18 protein-coding genes are annotated in these 16715 nt (G+C 62.2%); 13 read left to right on the top strand and 5 right to left on the bottom strand.

Annotation, left to right across the window (positions count from 1 at the left end; translation table 11 throughout):
- Positions 1-40 precede the first annotated feature (40 nt).
- The 3 genes from ABAC460_RS34680 to ABAC460_RS34670 are packed head-to-tail and all read left to right on the top strand — an operon-like array spanning position 41 to position 2113.
- Positions 41-424: a DCC1-like thiol-disulfide oxidoreductase family protein gene (locus ABAC460_RS34680; protein WP_031236709.1), complete on the top strand. Its 384-nt coding sequence runs from the start codon at positions 41-43 to the stop codon at positions 422-424.
- A complete protein-coding gene (locus tag ABAC460_RS34675) occupies positions 421-1038 on the top strand; it encodes a DUF4166 domain-containing protein (protein ID WP_023453280.1) in 618 nt (205 codons plus the stop codon). Before ABAC460_RS34680 ends, ABAC460_RS34675 begins: the two co-directional genes overlap by 4 nt.
- Positions 1028-2113 (top strand): saccharopine dehydrogenase family protein, encoded by a 1086-nt coding sequence (locus tag ABAC460_RS34670; RefSeq protein ID WP_023453279.1) that lies wholly within the window; start codon positions 1028-1030, stop codon positions 2111-2113. Before ABAC460_RS34675 ends, ABAC460_RS34670 begins: the two co-directional genes overlap by 11 nt.
- Here ABAC460_RS34670 and ABAC460_RS34665 read toward each other — a convergent pair.
- The 4 genes from ABAC460_RS34665 to ABAC460_RS34650 all read right to left on the bottom strand — a co-directional run bounded on the left by ABAC460_RS34665 (position 2110) and on the right by ABAC460_RS34650 (position 4810).
- Positions 2110-2649, bottom strand: coding sequence for an outer membrane beta-barrel protein (locus ABAC460_RS34665; protein WP_023453278.1), 540 nt, complete (start codon positions 2647-2649; stop codon positions 2110-2112). The genes ABAC460_RS34670 and ABAC460_RS34665 overlap by 4 nt on opposite strands.
- Before the next feature lie 80 nt (positions 2650-2729).
- The gene (locus tag ABAC460_RS34660; RefSeq protein ID WP_023453277.1) at positions 2730-3272 is read right to left on the bottom strand and encodes an outer membrane beta-barrel protein; all 543 of its coding nucleotides are present in this window, start codon (positions 3270-3272) and stop codon (positions 2730-2732) included.
- Between the two features lie 182 nt (positions 3273-3454).
- Positions 3455-3982 (bottom strand): DUF1993 domain-containing protein, encoded by a 528-nt coding sequence (locus tag ABAC460_RS34655; RefSeq protein WP_023453276.1) that lies wholly within the window; start codon positions 3980-3982, stop codon positions 3455-3457.
- A gap of 51 nt (positions 3983-4033) precedes the next feature.
- Positions 4034-4810: a hypothetical protein gene (locus ABAC460_RS34650; protein WP_023453275.1), complete on the bottom strand. Its 777-nt coding sequence runs from the start codon at positions 4808-4810 to the stop codon at positions 4034-4036.
- 188 nt (positions 4811-4998) lie between these two features.
- On the opposite strand from ABAC460_RS34650, the gene ABAC460_RS34645 reads away from it, so the two are divergent.
- The 8 genes from ABAC460_RS34645 to ABAC460_RS34610 all read left to right on the top strand — a co-directional run bounded on the left by ABAC460_RS34645 (position 4999) and on the right by ABAC460_RS34610 (position 12333).
- On the top strand, positions 4999-5568 hold the full coding sequence (locus ABAC460_RS34645; protein WP_023453274.1) for a YceI family protein: 570 nt from the start codon (positions 4999-5001) through the stop codon (positions 5566-5568).
- A 2-nt stretch (positions 5569-5570) separates the two neighbouring features.
- Complete coding sequence (locus ABAC460_RS34640) at positions 5571-6131, top strand: YceI family protein (RefSeq protein ID WP_023453273.1); 561 nt, start codon at positions 5571-5573, stop codon at positions 6129-6131.
- Positions 6131-6925 carry a DODA-type extradiol aromatic ring-opening family dioxygenase gene (locus tag ABAC460_RS34635; RefSeq protein ID WP_031236707.1) on the top strand — a complete coding sequence of 265 codons (795 nt, stop codon included), beginning with the start codon at positions 6131-6133 and terminating at the stop codon, positions 6923-6925. The genes ABAC460_RS34640 and ABAC460_RS34635 overlap by 1 nt, the downstream gene beginning before the upstream one ends.
- Before the next feature lie 84 nt (positions 6926-7009).
- The gene (locus ABAC460_RS34630) at positions 7010-7696 is read left to right on the top strand and encodes a glutathione S-transferase family protein (RefSeq protein WP_023453271.1); all 687 of its coding nucleotides are present in this window, start codon (positions 7010-7012) and stop codon (positions 7694-7696) included.
- A 99-nt stretch (positions 7697-7795) separates the two neighbouring features.
- Entirely contained in the window at positions 7796-9823 is a 2028-nt protein-coding gene (locus tag ABAC460_RS34625) for a glycoside hydrolase family 97 protein (protein WP_023453270.1), read from the top strand.
- Between the two features lie 274 nt (positions 9824-10097).
- A complete protein-coding gene (locus tag ABAC460_RS34620; RefSeq protein ID WP_023453269.1) occupies positions 10098-11330 on the top strand; it encodes a multidrug effflux MFS transporter in 1233 nt (410 codons plus the stop codon).
- Positions 11331-11405: 75 nt separating this feature from the next.
- Positions 11406-11759 (top strand): PadR family transcriptional regulator, encoded by a 354-nt coding sequence (locus tag ABAC460_RS34615; RefSeq protein WP_035426124.1) that lies wholly within the window; start codon positions 11406-11408, stop codon positions 11757-11759.
- A gap of 4 nt (positions 11760-11763) precedes the next feature.
- Positions 11764-12333 (top strand): HAAS signaling domain-containing protein, encoded by a 570-nt coding sequence (locus ABAC460_RS34610; protein WP_023453267.1) that lies wholly within the window; start codon positions 11764-11766, stop codon positions 12331-12333.
- A 39-nt stretch (positions 12334-12372) separates the two neighbouring features.
- Here the strand turns inward: ABAC460_RS34610 and ABAC460_RS34605 are convergent, their stop codons facing one another.
- Positions 12373-13446, bottom strand: coding sequence for a mannose-1-phosphate guanylyltransferase (locus ABAC460_RS34605; RefSeq protein WP_023453266.1), 1074 nt, complete (start codon positions 13444-13446; stop codon positions 12373-12375).
- A 409-nt stretch (positions 13447-13855) separates the two neighbouring features.
- On the opposite strand from ABAC460_RS34605, the gene ABAC460_RS34600 reads away from it, so the two are divergent.
- Both ABAC460_RS34600 and ABAC460_RS34595 read left to right on the top strand, forming a co-directional pair.
- Entirely contained in the window at positions 13856-15190 is a 1335-nt protein-coding gene (locus ABAC460_RS34600; RefSeq protein ID WP_023453265.1) for a nucleotide sugar dehydrogenase, read from the top strand.
- 32 nt (positions 15191-15222) lie between these two features.
- Entirely contained in the window at positions 15223-16710 is a 1488-nt protein-coding gene (locus ABAC460_RS34595; protein WP_023453264.1) for a glycosyltransferase, read from the top strand.
- The last annotated feature ends 5 nt before the right edge of the window (positions 16711-16715 follow it).

The following is a 16715-nucleotide window of genomic DNA, read 5'->3' as shown; positions in this document are numbered from 1 at the left end:
CCGCATTGCCCACCGGACAAGCAGTGCTAATCTCCAAGCCATGAGCGAGGGGCCACCGATCCAACTGGTTTATGACGGCGACTGTCCGTTCTGTACGGCGTCGGCCAGAATGGTCCGCATCAAACAGGCCGTCGGCGCATTGCAGATTCTCAATGCCCGCGAGATCGGCGGGACACCCCTGGACGCCGAAATCGCCGCCCGTGGTTTCGACCTGAACCAGGGCATCGTCGTCAAATTCGAAGACCGGCTCTATCATGGGGAAGAGGCCCTGCACCTCCTGGCCATGATTGGCTCGGAGCGGGGTTGGCTGAACCGGTTGAACGTTGCCCTGTTCCGTAACAAGGCAACCGTCACCCTGTTCTATCCCGCCATGAAGGCGGTCCGCCGGCTGATGCTGAAGCTCAATGGGAAAAGGCCGATATGACCCCGATCTTCGCTAAAGCCTTCGGCGACCAGTGGGACGCCCTTCCGCCGCCGATCAAGGCGCACTATGCCAACCGGCCCTTCACCCGCGACGTCGTCACCCATGAAGGCGCGCTCGACATCACCCTGTCGCCGGTCATGCGCCGCTTTTCGTGGCTGCTGAAACTGGGCGGGCTTCTGGTGCCGTTCGAAGGCAAGGCCGTCCCGGTCACCGTCTACACCCGCAGCGACGCGAAATCCGACAGCTATCTCTTCGAACGCCATTTCTTCCCGCCTGGCCGCCCGCCCCATATTTTCACATCGGAACTGGTCGTCACCGGCCCGCACGAGGTCATCGAATATTTCCGCTTCGGCGGCGGCTGGAAGGCTGACTACAGCGTCGAAAACGGCAAGGTCGTTATCAGCCACAAGGGCTTCACCTGGCGGCTGTTCGGCCATCACATCCCCCTGCCCGGCCTGCTGAAATACCTGTTTGGTACTGGCGGCGCCTGGGAAGCCGCCGTCGACGAAAACAGCTTCGCCATGCAGACCGCCCTCACCCACGCCCTGCACACGGGCCCTCTGATCGGCTATGCCGGGACCTTTCGCATTACGCAGGTGAAGCTTGACGGGTGAAGTTCTGGTCCTCGGCGGTTACGGCAATTTCGGCAAACGCATCTGCGCCGGCCTGAGCCGCCACAACATCCCGGTCATCATTGCCGGCCGCGACGCCGCCAAGGCCGACCAAATGGCGGCCACCCTGCCCCGCGCCCGCGGTCTGGCCGTCGACATTACCCGCGACCTGGCCACTGTCCTGGAACGCGAAAAGCCCGCCGTGGTCGTTCATACCTGCGGCCCGTTCCAGGGCGCCGGTTTCGACGTCGCGCGTGCCTGCATCGCCGCGGGGGTGGCCTATATCGATCTCGCCGATGGCCGCGACTTCGTTCGTGATTTTGTGAAACTCGACGCCGAAGCCAGGGCCGCCGGCGTGCCCCTGATCACCGGCGCCTCGACGGTGCCCGGCCTGTCCTCGGCGGTGATCGAACACTACTGCCCGCAATTTGCCCGCCTCGAGAGCATCGACTACGCCATCACGCCGGGCCAGAAGACCGAACGCGGCCTGGCCACAATCCGCGCCATCCTGAGCTATGTCGGCAAGCCCCTCCAACCCTTCGCCGGTCACCCGAAGGCCTATGGCTGGCAGGATATGCGATCCTGGACGTTTCCAGTTTTTGGGAAGCGGTGGTTGGCCAATTGCGACATTCCGGATCTCGATCTGCTACCGGTAGCTTACGGCATAAGGGATATCCGCTTCGGTGCCGGGGTCGAACTCGGCTTCATGCAGTGGTTCCTGTGGCTGCTGTCCTGGCCGGTGCGCTGGGGATGGCCGCTGAACCTGACGCGCTTTTCCGGCCTTTTGCTGACCGTCAGCCGATGGTTCGACATCTTCGGAAGCGACACCGGCGGCATGTATATGCGCCTGCGCGGCACAGGCCACAACGGCCAGCCGCTGCAGAAGACCTGGACCATCGTTGCCGAAAATGGCGACGGCCCCAACATCCCGTGCATTCCCGCCATCGTCCTGGCACGGCGCATCCACGAAAAAGGCTCCGGCCTTGAAGCCGGAGCCTATCCTTGCGTCGGCAAGGTCAGTCTCGAAGATTACCTCGCGGAGTTGGAACCCTTCGCCGTAAAGACCTTCGAAAATTAAAAGCGGTGCGCCAGGGTAAACGACAGGCCGTCGACATCGCTGCCATCCAACTGATAGCGGGTGTAGTCGACACGGAACCCGTTGGCGCCACCATCCGGAAACACCTTGACGCCGATGCCCGAAGCAGCTCCGTCACCGGCATCGGCTTCCTTGTAACCGGCATATTCGACCTTGAGCTCGGTCTTCGAATAGCCCAAGCGGCCAACCAGGGTGATCTTGTCCGACAGAGGGTATTCACCGGTCAGGAAGAGGCCGGCGCTGTAACCCATCTTGGCGTCGATATCGTAACCGCCGTAGGTGATCGACTGTTCGTTCACCCCGAACCCGGCTTCGACCTCGGCCCCGAAATAACGGTTGAACTTCGTGCTGGCCCGCGCCGTCAAGGCGTTGAAACTGACCTTGTAGCCGTCGGAGTATTCGGCCCGGCTGACACCCAGCTCAACCGAATGCTTCGCCCCAGACTCGTCTGCGGCGGCGGTCTGGGCGAAGGCGCCAGCGGCAAGAGCCACGGCCGCCGCGAGAATGAATTTGCTCATGGATTTTCCCAATCTTCCCAATGTGCGTGAAAAGGCCCCGGCGCGAACGCCGGAGCCCCGTTCATGCGGCGTGAAGCAGCTTAGAACTTGCGACCAAGGGTCACCGAGACCGCATCGACATCGCCGTCTTCGATCTGATAACGCGACACGTCACCACGAACGACATAGTTGCCGCTCTTGGTGGTGTACTTCAGCCCGACACCGTAAGCGGCGCCGTCGCCGCTGGCGCTTTCGGAATAACCGCCGGCGCTGGCCTTGATCTGGGTCTTGGCATAGCCCACACGGCCCGTCAGGCCGACTTGTTCACCGACCGGTACTTCGGCGGTCAGGAAGGCGCCGATCGAATATTCCAGCTTGGTGTCGATGTCGTAGCCACCGAATTCAACCGTGTCTTCGTTGATGCCGACACCGGCTTCGAATTCGGCGCCGAACGTCTTGTTGAACTTGGTGCCGATACGGCCGGTCAGGACATTGTAAGAGGTGTCGATGTCCGACGCGCTGGCGCGGGTCAGTCCCACCTCGAACGTGGTATTGCCGGCAGCGGCAGCTTCATCGGCCGAAGCCTGGCTGGCGCAGACAAGCGCGCACGCGGCGGCAGCCGCGCTGAGCAGTATTTTATACATAGGAATTTCCCCTACCTCGAATCGCGCAAGATTGCGCACCGCCAGCTAAGCGGAAATAGCAACGATTTCAACCGGGTGGACGCGATCCCAACCTTAGCGGGTATGCAATGGCTCCCGAACGTGTCAATTCCGACACGCAGTGTGACCGAAATATGGCGTTTCGGGAGCCAAAAATCTCAGACTCAGCCGCCGAGGAAGTCGGGCTTGCCCAGGGGCACGCCCGAGTGGCGCAGGATGGCGTAGGCCGTGGTGACGTGGAAGAAGAAGTTGGGAATGGCGAATCCGGTCAGATAGCTAAGGCCGGTAAATTCCATCGTCCGGTTCGGGAACTTCAGCACCAGCTCGCGGCTTTCGGAGCCTTCGAAACCGGCCTCCGGCACCGACTTGATAAAGTCGATCGTCTTTTGCAGACGTTCATGCAGTTCGGCGAAGGTCTTTTCGTCATCGGAATAGGACGGATTCTCGACATTGCCCAGGCGCGCCGCAACCCCCTTGGCATTGTCGCTGGCAATCTGGATCTGTCGGGCCAAGGGCAGCATGTCCAGCGCCAGGCGCGCGTTCAGCACCGTCTCTTCCTTGACATTGCGCTCGGCGGCCCAGGCCTCGGCCTTGCCCAGTATGGTCTTGAGGTTGGTCAGGGCACGCAGCACGATCGGCACGGACGCCTGGTACATATCGATCTTGGCAATGGTAATGGCGGTATCTGGCATGGAAAGCCCTCCTTGGTGGTTATCCGTTGTCGGATGGCCGCCATATGGGGATCAGTTCGCCGGTTGGGAAGACTTGCGCTGCTGCGTGATGTAATCCAGTTCCGCCTTGGCGGTGCTGTTATCCGGCTCCAGGCGCAGCGACTCCTTGTAGGCGGCCTCCGCCTCGTCATTGCGATCCAGCTCGATCAGGGTATAGCCCCGCTTGCGCTGCAGCGCCGCCAGTTCGTCGTCTTCGAGGTCCGGATGGCCGGCGATAAAGGCGTCGAGCAGGTCCAGGGCCTCGCGGCTGCGGTGCATATGGGCCAGGGCCAGGCTGTCTTCCGCGACCAGAACATAGTCGTCCGGATTGTTCAGCCGCCCCTTGGCATAGGCACGATGGGCGGCGCCAAAATCCTTTTTTTCATAGTAGAGCCAGCCGACGATAAAGCCCAGGCTGCCGTAAGGCAGGGCCTCGTGCTGCACGACGGATACGTTTTTCAATTCGGGTGTGCTGGTAACATAGGCCGTCATGGCCAGCAGGAGCATCATATCGTCGTCATAGATGTGGATGGTGTCACCGCAGCGTTCGGGCAAAGACGGTACGTCCGGCGCCCGCGCCAGTGCGGCCTCCAGTTCGGGCAGCAGCCGCCAGGCCCTGTCGACACCACCGGCATTCATGGCTTCCAAAGCCTTCAGCGTCAGTTCGGTATCCTTCTTCTCCTGGGCTTCGTCGTGCGTACGGCAATCGACCACCTGGATATTTTTCAGCGCACCCGCATCGGCATGCGCCATCGGCGCCGCAGCCAGGGCCGTCACGGCCAACAGTCCGGCAAAGAGTTTCGATATCACGGCAATTCCCCCCTTGTTCAGATCGTCAGACAAGCACAAGATAGGTATGTCGGCAACGTAGTTCGCCTTATGGCGGCCACGAAACAAAAATAAAGTGCCGAAGAACTCCGGGGTCGGCCTTGCATGGCCAAACAGTAATCACTATTGTTACATTTATAGTTTGATCCAAGCCACAGAGGAACTCCCCCGTGAAACATCTGACCTCCCTTATCGCCGCTTCGGTTCTGGCCCTGGGCCTCGCCTCCGCTCCGGCCTTTGCGGCCGACACCTACGCGCTGGACGCCCGTCACACCTCGGTGACCTTCCAATATACCCATTTCGGTCTGTCGCGTCCGACCGGCAAGTTCATGAACGCCGTGGGCAAGGTCACCCTGGATGACGCCGCGCCCGCCAATAGCTCGGTCGAGGTCAGCTTTGCGCTGGACGGCCTCAGCACCGGCGTCAAGGAACTGGACGCCCACCTGCTGAGCCCGGACTTCTTCGACGCCGCCAAATATCCGACGGCGACCTTCAAGAGCACCAAGGTCGAGCTGACCGGCGCCGATACCGCCAAGGTAACCGGCGACCTGACCCTGCACGGCGTCACCAAGCCCGTCACCTTCGACGTCAAGCTGAACAAGCGTAGCGACGACAAGAAGAAGGCCGGCTTCTCGGCCACGGGTTTCATCCTGCGCAGCGAGTTCGGAATCACCAAGTATATTCCCGGCGGCAGCGACCAGATCGACCTCTATATCGAGGCCGAATCCGTACTGCAGTAGCCATGCGCGCGCTGTTGGTCATGATGGCTGTCGGGGGTTTAGCGCTCCCGGCCGCCGCTGCCGATACCTACACCATAGAGCCGAAGCACAGCTCGGCTCAGTTCACCTATCCGCATTTCGGCCTGTCGCATCCGACAGGCAAGGTGATGGGGGCGCAGGGCTCCCTGGTGATCGACAGCGATGATCCGGCCAAGAGTTCGGTGACGGCCTCGCTCGACATGGCCACCCTGACCACGGCCCTGCCCGAGTTCGACGACCTGCTGAAAAGCGATAAATATTTCGACGTCACCCAGTTTCCCAAGGCGACCTTTGTCAGCACTCTGGTTGAGCCGACCGGCGAAAAAACCGCGAAGGTGACCGGCGACCTTACAGTCCATGGCGTCACCCAGAGCGTGGTGCTGGATGTCACCTTCAACCGCAAAGCCTTCAATCCGGCCCTGTTCAAGACGGGGGTGGGCTTTACCGCCACCACCCAACTCAGCCGCAAGGCCTTCGGCCTCGGCAATCTGGAGCCGGTCGTCGGCGACGACATCGGCCTCCTCATAGAAGTAGAAGCTTACTGATGACGACTCCTACCGTTTATATCCCCCACGGCGGCGGGCCGTGCTTTTTCATGGACTGGAACCCGGCCGACATGTGGGACAACATGGGCGCCTACCTGAAGCGCCTGCCGCAGGACATCGGTGAAAAGCCCAAGGCCATCCTGGTCATTTCCGCCCATTGGGAAGCGTCCGAGTTCACCGTCCAGACCAAGCCGGCGCCCGGCCTGCTGTTCGACTATTACGGCTTTCCACCCCATACCTATGAACTGGCCTGGCCGGCGCCCGGATCGCAAGCCCTGACCCAGCGCGTCCAGGAGCTGGCGAAAGCCGCCGGCATCACGGTCGCCACCGACAATGAACGCGACTTCGACCACGGCGTCTTTATCCCCCTGCTTCTGGCCTTTCCGGAGGCCGGAATCCCGACGATCCAGCTTTCCCTGAAGCATGGATTGGATGCCGCCGAACACCTCGCTCTGGGCCGTGCCCTGGCGCCGCTGCGTGACGAAGGCGTTCTGATCGTAGGTTCCGGCATGAGCTATCACAGCATCCCGCGTCTGATGGGGCGCGGCGGCAACAGCGGCCCGGCATCGCACGCCTTCGATGCCTGGCTGGACTCGACCCTGGCCGCGGGTCCCGATGGCCTGACCGGCTGGGCGAGCGCGCCGAATGCCCGCGACTGCCACCCGCGCGAGGAGCACCTGCTGCCGCTGATGGTGGTGGCCGGCGCCGGCCGCGGTGATCCCGCCCGCCGCACCTATCACGAGGACAGCCTGGGCCAGACGGGCATCGCCATCAGCGCTTACCAATTTGGCTGATTTGCTCTGCCGATTGGCAGGAAAGCCATATGGCCATTTTATCGGAGTCAGAGTTAGTTGCCGCCAAATCTGACGGAGGCTCCCATGGCGTACGAACTGCATATCGGCAACAAGAACTACTCGTCCTGGTCGCTGCGGCCGTGGGTGCTGCTCAAGGCGCTGGACATCCCGTTCACCGAACACCAGCACTTCTTCAAACCCGACAATTCCAGTTTCCGCGATTTCTCGCCGACCGCCCTGGTACCGGCCCTGGTCGATGGCGACGTGACGGTATGGGACTCGCTGGCCATCGCCGAATATGTCGCCGAAACCTACCCCCAGGTCTGGCCGTCGCATAAGCCCGCCCGCGCCTGGGCGCGTTCGGCGGCTGCCGAAATGCATTCGGGCTTCAGCGCGCTGCGGACCTATTGCTCGATGACCATCGGCGTGCGGGTCAAGCTGTTCGACACCCCGCCCGCCCTGATCCGCGACCTGGCCCGCCTCGATGCCCTGTGGACGGATGGCTTTACGAAGTTCGGCGGGCCCTACCTGGCCGGCAGCGCCTTTACGGCGGTCGACGCCTTCTTTGCCCCGGTGGTGTTCCGCGTCCAGACCTATGGTGTCGGCTTCGACCTGAGCAAAACGTCGCGCGCCTATGTCGACCGGATGCTGGAGGAACCTGCCATGCAGGCCTGGTATGCCGGCGGCCTGGCCGAAACCGAACGCGACACCCCGCACGAGGCCGAAATTGCCCAGGCCGGCGAAATCATCGCCGACTACCGGGCGTCATAATTCCCTTTTACGGGTAAACCACCTTCCACGACAAAGTGGCTTGCGGAATAATGTAATACAAAATAGGAATTCCTGAAGAAAACAATCAGGGAGCCCGACATGTCACGTCTTTCCGTAAGCCTTCTGGCGCTTTCCGCGGCCTTGAGCGCCGGCGTAGCCTCGGCCGAAACCGTCAAGGTGACCTCGCCTAACGGCCGGATCGCCATCAGCTTCGACCAGTCGCAGAGCGGCCTGACCTACACGGTCGAGCAGGACGGCAAGGCGATCATCGGCCCCTCCCCCATCGAATGGCGGCTGGACGTCGCCTATATCGGCTCGGGCTCGACCATCACCGGCCACAGCGAAACCAAGGTCGACTCAAGCTGGAAACCCGTCGTCGGCAAGAACGCCGTCGTGCCCGACCGGTATAGCCAGAGCGACATCGCCCTGACCGCCGGCGGCGGCAAGTTCAAATTCAACGTCATCATCCGCGCCTACGACAACGGCGTCGCCCTGCGCTACGGCGTCCCGGCCCAGGACGGCGTCACCGGCTTCAAGGTGATGAGCGAGAACACCCAGTTCTTCTTCCCGGCCGACTACACTTGCTGGGGCGCCAATATGGGCGCCATGAACACCAGCTTCGAAGGCGAATATGATGCCATCAAGGCGTCGTTGATCCGCGAGCACAACAATTACATCGCGCCGCTGGTGTGCAAGACCGGCGACGGCGCCAAGACCTTCGCCATCGCCGAGTCCGACATCAAGGACTATCCCGGCTTCTACATCTCCGGCCGCGGCGATGGCGGCATCGGCGTGCGCACCAACCTGCCGCCACGCTTCGACAACGACCGCAACTACCGCTTCCGCAAGACCGTCGTCGCCGACGTCAAGCTCGATGCCGATGGCTTCCAGACGCCGTGGCGCGTGGTCATGATCGGCGACCAGCCGGGCGATCTGACGGGTTCGGACCTGATCACCACCCTGGCCACCCCGTCGCAGATTACTGACACCTCGTGGATCCGCGGCCGTAAGACGGCGTGGGACTGGTGGAACGACTGGGCGCTGGACATCCCCGACGCCGGCATCAACACAGCCAGCTACAAGGCCTATGTTGACTTCGCCGCCTCGATGAAGCTGGACGACATCCTGATCGACGAAGGCTGGTCGGTTGGTTCGGACATCGAGCCCAACCCCGAAGCCGACATCACCAAGGCCAAGCCGGTTCTGGATATGCCGGAACTGCTGCGTTACGCCAAATCCAAGAATGTCGGCGTCTGGGTCTGGGTGCAGTGGCACCAGCTCGACGCCCAGATGGAAGAGGCCCTGGCTGCCTATGAGGCGTGGGGCCTGAAGGGCATCAAGGTCGACTTCATGAACCGCAACGATCAGGAGATGGTCGACTACTATCACCGCCTGATGGCGGTCGCGGCAAGGCACCACCTGCTGGTCGACATGCACGGCGCCTATCCGCCCAGCGGTCTGAACCGGACCTGGCCGAACTACATCACCCAGGAAGGCGTGATGGGCGCGGAATACAACAAGTGGAGCGGCCGCATCACCGCCACGCACAATGTCACCCTGCCGTTCACGCGCCAGATCCTGGGGCCGCTGGACTATACGCCGGGTGGTTTCCGCTCGTTGCCGCCGGCGGAATTCGCCAGTCAGCGCCGCAACAAAGCGCCCTTCGTCCAGACCACCCGCGGCCAGGCCGTGGCCATGTATGTCGTCTTCGACTCGCCGTTCCAAATGGTGGCGGATTCCCCGTCTGCCTATAAGAAGGCGGACGGCTCCTGGGCCGATGGCGCGGAGATCCTGCAGATGGTGCCGACCACCTGGGACGAGACCCGCGTGGTGCAAGGCGATATTGGCCAGTATATCGTCTCGGCCCGCCGCAAGGGCGACACCTGGTATGTCGGCGCCATGACCAACGAAAGCGGCCGCGACGTGACCGTGCCGTTGAGCTTCCTGGGCGATGGCAAGTTCACGGCGAAAACCTGGCAGGACGGCGCTGATGTCAACAGCCTGAATGTGGCATCGAACGCGACCGACAAATCGGGCAGCCTGACGCTGAAACTGGCTCCGTCGGGCGGTGCCGTGGCGGTGATCACGCCGGAAACGCCTGCGAAGGGTAAGAAAAAGAAGAAGTAATATCTGCCAAGAGTTTGAAGGCGGGGACCGGGACGGCGGTCCCCGCCTTCATTTTACCACGCACCCATCCGGGGGAGACCTGCGCGTGGAAACAGAGAGACCTCAGCAGCTGTGGTGAGGCACGCGCGTCATCCCTGCCACCCTGCGCCTGTATCCCGCAACCGCACTCCGCCAAACGGGACTTGCGCCTCGCCAGGCGGAGCCTAAGGCGTAGATGGTTTCATTTATCAGGTTTTTCCTCGCGTCTGCGAGACAATCGGCCTATATCCGGCCCATGTCCGAGCGTACCCCAGAAACCGTTGCCGAAACCAAGGCCCCGCCGTTTGCCGAGTTCGTTGCCCTGATCGCCATGCTGATGGCCCTGGGCGCCCTGGGCATCGACGCCATCCTCCCGGCCCTGCCGACCATCGGCAAGGACCTCAGCGTCGACGTGCCCAATCACCTGCAGTGGCTGATCTCGATCTATTTCCTCGGCATGGGTGCGGGCCAGCTCACCTTCGGTATCCTGTCCGACTGGCTGGGACGCAAGCGCATCCTGATCGGCGGGGTCATGCTCTATGTCCTGTTCGCCCTGATCGCCGCCTTTGTCCACGACTTCGGCCTGCTGCTGGTCATCCGCCTGCTGCAAGGCTTTGCCGTCTCAACCTCGGGCGTCGTGACACGCTCGATCATCCGCGACCTCTACAGCGGCGCCAAGATGGCCAAGGTGACCTCGATCAGCCTGGTCGTCTTCCTGCTGGTGCCCATCCTGGCCCCCAGCTTCGGCCAGTTGGTGCTGCTGGTGGCGCCGTGGCCGGTCATCTTCCTCAGTATGGCGGCCTTCGGCGTCATAGCCGGCCTGTGGGCGTGGCTGCGCCTGCCCGAAACCCATCCGCCGGAAAAGCGCCGCAAGCCCGACCTGGGTCATCTGCGCCGGGTCGCCTTCTTTGTGGTCACCGAGCCAGGCTCGCTCTACTACACCCTGGGCATCACCTTCCTGATCGGCTCGCTGCTGGCCTATGTCTCGCTCATGCCCCAGATCTTCGAGGACGTCTTTCAGCGTCCGGACCTGATGGCCGGCATCTTCGCCGCCTGCGCCGCCACCATGGGCGGGGCCTCAATCCTCAATGCCTCGATCGTCGAAAAACTGGGCACCAAGCGCATCTCGCACACCGCCCTGATCGGCTTCATCGCGGTGACCCTGGTCCACCTGGCCTGGACCGCGGCGGGCCTTGAAACCATCCTCAGTTTCGTCATCCTGCAGTCCCTGACCATGGGCCTGATGTCGCTGACGACATCGAACTTCGGCGCCATGGCGATGGAAAAGGTCGGCCACGTTGCCGGCACGGCCTCTTCGCTGCAGGGCGTGGTCTCGACCATCGGCGCCGGCATTATTTCCGGGCTGATCGGCCAGGCGTGGAGCGGCGGCATCTGGCTGCTGCCACTGGGGGCCGCCGGTTGCGGCTTCGTCGCCCTGGGCTTTGTGGCGCTCAAGCACCGCAGTCGCCTGGAACCCAAACCCTCCTGAATCTTACGCGAATTTAATTTGCCAAGCATCATGTAAAACCATATACCTTGCATCACAAAGTATATGGTTATGCACATGCCCCCACCGACCGACAAGACTCCGGAAAGCCGCCGCACCCAGATGTACAAGGGCGTGCTGGAACTGGCCCTGATGAGCCTGCTGGAACTAAAGCCCCAATACGGCCTGCGCATTCTGGACGAGCTGCGCGACGAGGCCGGGCTCGACCTCGCCGAAGGCACGCTCTACCCGCTGCTGCATCGGCTCGAAAAGGCCGGCTTCATCCAGGCGGAATGGCGCCACGAAGCCGGCGCCTCGCATCCCCGTAAATATTATGGCCTGACGCCCTCCGGCGCGGCCGACCTGGCCGACCAGCGCCGGGTGTGGCTGGACCTGACCGGCCGTCTCAACGCTTTTCTGCAAAGGACCTGATGTCATGACTGACCGGGACACCATCGAAACCTGGCTTAAGGCCCTGGACACCGCCCTGACCGCCCTGCCCGACGCCCAGCGCGCCGATGTGATCGCCGAAGCGCGCGGCCATCTGGAAGAACGCCTCGCCGCCGGACTATCGGCCGACTCCGCCCTGCACGGCTTCGGATCCGCCAAAACCTATGCGCAGGGATTTGTCGATCACCACGCGCTCGATACGGCGCTCTCTTCGAAAAGGATTATTGTCATGGTTACCACGCTGGCCGGCTTCACCTCGCGCAGCATCATCGCCTTCTTCGGCCTGATGGGGGCGCTGTTGTTCGGCGGCATCGCCCTCGGTTCGGTCGTTTCGGTCGTGCTCAAGATGATCAATCCGGCTGCCGTCGGACTGTGGAAAGAGTCCGACACCACCTTTACCCTGGGCACGGTCAACAACCACATCGGCGCGAGCGAACTCGCCGGCAATTGGGTCTACCTGATCTTCCTGGCCCTGATCCTGGTGGGCGGTTTCCTGGCCCGCGGCAGCCTGATCGCCGCCATCCGCAGCATCAAGAACGAAACCATCGTCGGGTAGAAGCGTGCTAACCTGAAGGCGCCGATCCGATCGGCGCCTTTACGATACGGCGCCCGCCAGGAACGATTTGGCAGCCTCAGCGGCCTTCTTGACGTCCTGGGCACGCGACAGCGGCGAGATAAGAATCCCCGACGGCGTCGACACCACCATGATATCGGCCATGTCGATGATCGCAACGATCGGCCCACCGTCATTGCGGACCAGGCAGTTCGCGGAGTCGATCAATATGGCGTCGCCCTTGACGTGGTTGCCGGCCGGGTCCTTGCCGCCCAGGCGCCAAAGTTCGCGGAAGCCGCCGACATCGGCCCAGCCGATATCGCACGGCACCACGGCCGACCGCGTCGTATGCTCCATGACCGCATAGTCGATCGAGGTCGACGGCACCTGACCGAACAGACCGTCATCCAGGTCGACGGCCACGCCGCGCCGGCGAGCCGCACTGTAGGCGGCGCGACAAGCCTTCAGCACCTCCGGCGCGTGTTGCTCCAGTTCCTCCAGCATGACCTGGGGCGAGAACAGGAAGATGCCGGCATTCCACACATGGGCGCCGCCATCGACATACTGCGTCGCCGTGGCCAGGTCGGGCTTTTCGAGGAAGCGCGCGATTTCGTAATGGCCCGGCGACAGCTCGGCCCCGCGCTCGATATAGCCAAAGCCGGTCTCGGCATAGCTGGGCTGGATGCCGAAGGTGACGATCCGCGTCTGCGCCGTCTCGGCGGCGGCCAGCACAACCTCATGGAAGGCCGCCGGCTGAGCGATGACGTGGTCGGCGGGCACCATCAGGATCAGGGCATCGGGCGCCAGGGCCAGGCCGCTCAGCGCCGCCATGGCCGCCACCGCCGCGGTGTTGCGGCCGAACGGCTCCAGAATCACTTCCTGGGGCGAATGACCGATCGCGTCCAGTTGCGCCGTCACCAGCTCAAAATGGCTGCGTCCGCAGATCGCCACCGGCTTCAGGAAACCGTCGCCGGCCAGGCGCAGGACCGTTTCCTGGATCATGGTATTGGCCGTGGCCAGGGCATGGAATTGTTTCGGCGCCGTCGGCGTCGACAGAGGCCATAACCGGGTACCGGAACCGCCGGACATGATGACGGGTAAAATCTGAACGGACATTCTCACGCAATCCTGTTGCGAGCGCTAAGCGCTCAGGTGTCAAAAAACGTCTGCAAAAGTGTGCCATCCTGGCGTTGCGCCACGGCGCACGGGCAGGCGTTCCCTCTTATTAACCAATGATATTGTGCAGCGCGCAACACAATTTTTTGCGACAGCTAAATTTCTTTTCAAAACCCGTTTCAGGATTTACAACGACACCCAAAAAGGGAATGACCATAGGGTGTTGTAAAAATTAATTTTAAAACAAAGCCTTACATTGAGCGATAACGCTATATAATTATTTATTTCATCCTTGTGAAAATATATCATTGCGATGCATTAAGAAAATTGGTGCGGTGCGAAAAAATGTGTCATAAGCTTTTGTTAAGTTTGCGTTTACGATTTTTTGAGCCTTTCCGGGGATTTGACTATGACTACAGTGACCAAGCCGCGCGTCAGCATTTTTGGCATCGGGTATGTGGGTGCCGTTACCGCCGCCTGTATCTGCAAGGATGGTTTTTCCGTTCATGCGGTCGACGTGAACCAGGCCAAGGCGGACTCCCTGGGCAAGGGCATCTCCCCGATCGTAGAGCCCGGCCTGCCGGAACTGCTGAAGGGTGCCGTCGATAACGGTCTCCTGACCGCCGGCACCAGCGCCGTCTACGCCATCGACAATACCGACCTCACCATCGTCTGCGTCGGCACCCCCAGCCTGCGTAACGGCAATCTCGACCTGTCCTATGTCGCTGCCGTCGCCGAAGACATCGGCAAGGCTATCGGCAACAAGGCCGGCTACCACTCGGTCGTCATGCGCTCGACCATGCTGCCGGGCTCGATGGACAAGACGGTGATCCCGATCCTGGAACGCGCCAGCGGCAAGAAGGCCGGCGTCGATTTCGGCATCGCCTACTATCCCGAATTCCTGCGCGAAGCGACCGCCATCGCCGACTACGAAGATCCGGCCGTCATCGTGCTGGGTGTCAAGGACGACGAAACCCTGACCCGCCTGCGCGCCATCAATTCCAAGCTGGCCTCGCCGGAATTCATCGTCGACATCAAGACCGCCGAAGCCATCAAGTATGCCAACAATACCTGGCACGCCGTGAAGATCTCGTTCGCCAACGAGATCGGCAACATCGCCAAGGCGGCCGGCATCGATGGTCACAAGGTCATGGAAGCCGTCTGCGCCGACAAGCGTCTGAACATCTCGACCGTCTATATGAAGCCGGGCATGGCCTATGGCGGCTCGTGCCTGCCCAAGGACCTGCGTGCCCTGCGCTACAGCGCCCGCTCGATGGAAATCTCGACCCCGCTGCTGGACGCCGTCGCCGACTCCAACGACAACCAGATCGACCGCGCCTTCAACATGATCGCCGCCACCGGCAAGAAGAATGTCGCGATGTTGGGCCTCAGCTTCAAGGCCGGTACCGACGACCTGCGTGAGTCGCCGCTGGTGGAAATCGCCGAGCGCCTGCACGGCAAGGGCTTCAAGGTCAAGATCTACGACGAGAACGTCCGTTACTCGGCCCTGACCGGCGCCAATCTGAGCTATGTCCGCGCCCACCTGCCGCACCTGGCCGACCTGCTGGTCGCCTCGATCGACGAAGCCAAGGAAGACGCCGACATCCTGGTCGTCGGCAACAACGACAAGCGTTTCGGCGAAGCCATCGAAGGCAAGCGTGACGATCAGCTGGTCGTCGACTTCGTCCGCGTGTCCAAGGAAGTCCGCAGCAACAACCAGGATTACGCGGGCCTGTGCTGGTAAATCCGGCACAGTAAGCGCAGGAGCGCACATTCATGACGGGCCTACTCGGGTACGCAGTTCTGCTGCTGGCCATCAGCTTGGCTATGCCGCAGGAGCTGTTCAACCAACAATCGGCGCACTTCCTCCTGGCGATCGGGCTGATAGCCTCGTGGCGTTATATCTGGGCGGCCACCCATCTGGTGCGCTCGCTGATCTATCGCCACATCGTCTTCCCGCGGCTTCGCCGTGAGGCAGATGCCATGGGCCCCGAGGGCATGCCCAGCCATGCCTATCTGCTGCTGACCAGCTTCCGCATCGACACCGAAACCAGCACGGATGTCTACCGCGCCGCCATCGAAGAGGCGGCGCGGACCAACATCCCGGTGACACTGGTCGCCTCCCTGGTGGAGATGGCCGACCAGCGCCTGGTCAAGCAGTTGTTCGTTGCGATGGATCCGCCGCCGCACGTCAAGCTGGCCTTTATCCGCATCGGCGGCACGGGCAAGCGCGACGCCCTGGCGCAAGGTTTGCGCACCATCCAGATGATGCGGCCGCCGGCCGGCGCCATCGTCGCCGTCATCGACGGCGATACCGTGCTGGAGCCCTACTGCCTGCAGCGCAGCCTGCCCTTCTTCAAGGTCATGCCCGACATCAGCGCCTTCACGACCGACGAGGTCTGTGAGGTGCGCGGCGCGCGCGTGTTCCACGACTGGTACAATATGCGCTTTGCCCAGCGCCAGATCCTGATGTGCTCCATGGGCCTGTCCAAGCGCGTCCTGACCCTGACCGGCCGCATGTCGGCCTTCCGCGTCGAGGTCGCCACCGATCCGGGCTTCATCAAGCAGCTCGAGTCCGACACCATCGACCACTGGCGCCTCGGCCGCTTCTCGTTCCTGACCGGCGACGACAAGAGCACCTGGTACTGGATCCTGCGCCACGGCGGCAAGATGGCCTACATCCCCGACGTGACCGTCAGCACCGTGGAATCCCCGCCCGACAACGACTTCGTCCGGGCCTCGACCATGCTGATGGTGCGCTGGTTCGGCAACATGCTGCGCAACAACAGCCGCGCCCTGGCGCTGGGGCCGCAAAAGATCGGTCTGTTTGTGTGGTGGACGGTCCTGGACCAGCGGGTCAGCATGTGGACGGCCACGGTCGGCCCGACCGCCGCGGTCCTGCTGACCCTTTATTACGGACCGATGTCGCTGGTCGTCTATGCCTACTGGATCGCGGTGACGCGGTTCATCCAGACCCTGGCCTTGCTGACGGCCCGCAAGGACGTCGCCTGGACCTTCCCCTTCCTGCTCTTCTTCAACCAGGTCTACGGCTCGCTCGTCAAAACCTACATCTTCTTCCGGCTCGACCGCCAGAAGTGGACGCGGCAGAACACGACGGTCAGCCGCAACCTGGGGGACTTCTCGAAACAGGTCATCAACATGACCTCCTGGTCGATGCACGCCGTCGCCATCCTTCTCTTCCTGGCCTGTGTCGGGACGTATCTGGGCGTGTTCAAGCCCTTCTCCTTTTTGCCTTTGCTGTGAGGACT

Source organism: Asticcacaulis sp. AC460 (assembly GCF_000495795.1).
Taxonomy (GTDB): Bacteria; Pseudomonadota; Alphaproteobacteria; order Caulobacterales; family Caulobacteraceae; genus Asticcacaulis.
Note: the sequence above shows the minus strand (reverse complement) of the source record. Positions and strands in the feature narration are given on the sequence as shown.

Coding starts and splice junctions, on each gene's coding strand:
- ABAC460_RS34680 (WP_031236709.1), top strand. CDS start 41: ATGAGCGAGGGGCCACCGATCCAACTGGTTTATGACGGCGACTGTCCG.
- ABAC460_RS34675 (WP_023453280.1), top strand. CDS start 421: ATGACCCCGATCTTCGCTAAAGCCTTCGGCGACCAGTGGGACGCCCTT.
- ABAC460_RS34665 (WP_023453278.1), bottom strand. CDS start 2,649: ATGAGCAAATTCATTCTCGCGGCGGCCGTGGCTCTTGCCGCTGGCGCC.
- ABAC460_RS34660 (WP_023453277.1), bottom strand. CDS start 3,272: ATGTATAAAATACTGCTCAGCGCGGCTGCCGCCGCGTGCGCGCTTGTC.
- ABAC460_RS34655 (WP_023453276.1), bottom strand. CDS start 3,982: ATGCCAGATACCGCCATTACCATTGCCAAGATCGATATGTACCAGGCG.
- ABAC460_RS34640 (WP_023453273.1), top strand. CDS start 5,571: ATGCGCGCGCTGTTGGTCATGATGGCTGTCGGGGGTTTAGCGCTCCCG.
- ABAC460_RS34635 (WP_031236707.1), top strand. CDS start 6,131: ATGACGACTCCTACCGTTTATATCCCCCACGGCGGCGGGCCGTGCTTT.
- ABAC460_RS34630 (WP_023453271.1), top strand. CDS start 7,010: ATGGCGTACGAACTGCATATCGGCAACAAGAACTACTCGTCCTGGTCG.
- ABAC460_RS34625 (WP_023453270.1), top strand. CDS start 7,796: ATGTCACGTCTTTCCGTAAGCCTTCTGGCGCTTTCCGCGGCCTTGAGC.
- ABAC460_RS34620 (WP_023453269.1), top strand. CDS start 10,098: ATGTCCGAGCGTACCCCAGAAACCGTTGCCGAAACCAAGGCCCCGCCG.
- ABAC460_RS34615 (WP_035426124.1), top strand. CDS start 11,406: ATGCCCCCACCGACCGACAAGACTCCGGAAAGCCGCCGCACCCAGATG.
- ABAC460_RS34610 (WP_023453267.1), top strand. CDS start 11,764: ATGACTGACCGGGACACCATCGAAACCTGGCTTAAGGCCCTGGACACC.
- ABAC460_RS34605 (WP_023453266.1), bottom strand. CDS start 13,446: ATGTCCGTTCAGATTTTACCCGTCATCATGTCCGGCGGTTCCGGTACC.
- ABAC460_RS34600 (WP_023453265.1), top strand. CDS start 13,856: ATGACTACAGTGACCAAGCCGCGCGTCAGCATTTTTGGCATCGGGTAT.
- ABAC460_RS34595 (WP_023453264.1), top strand. CDS start 15,223: ATGACGGGCCTACTCGGGTACGCAGTTCTGCTGCTGGCCATCAGCTTG.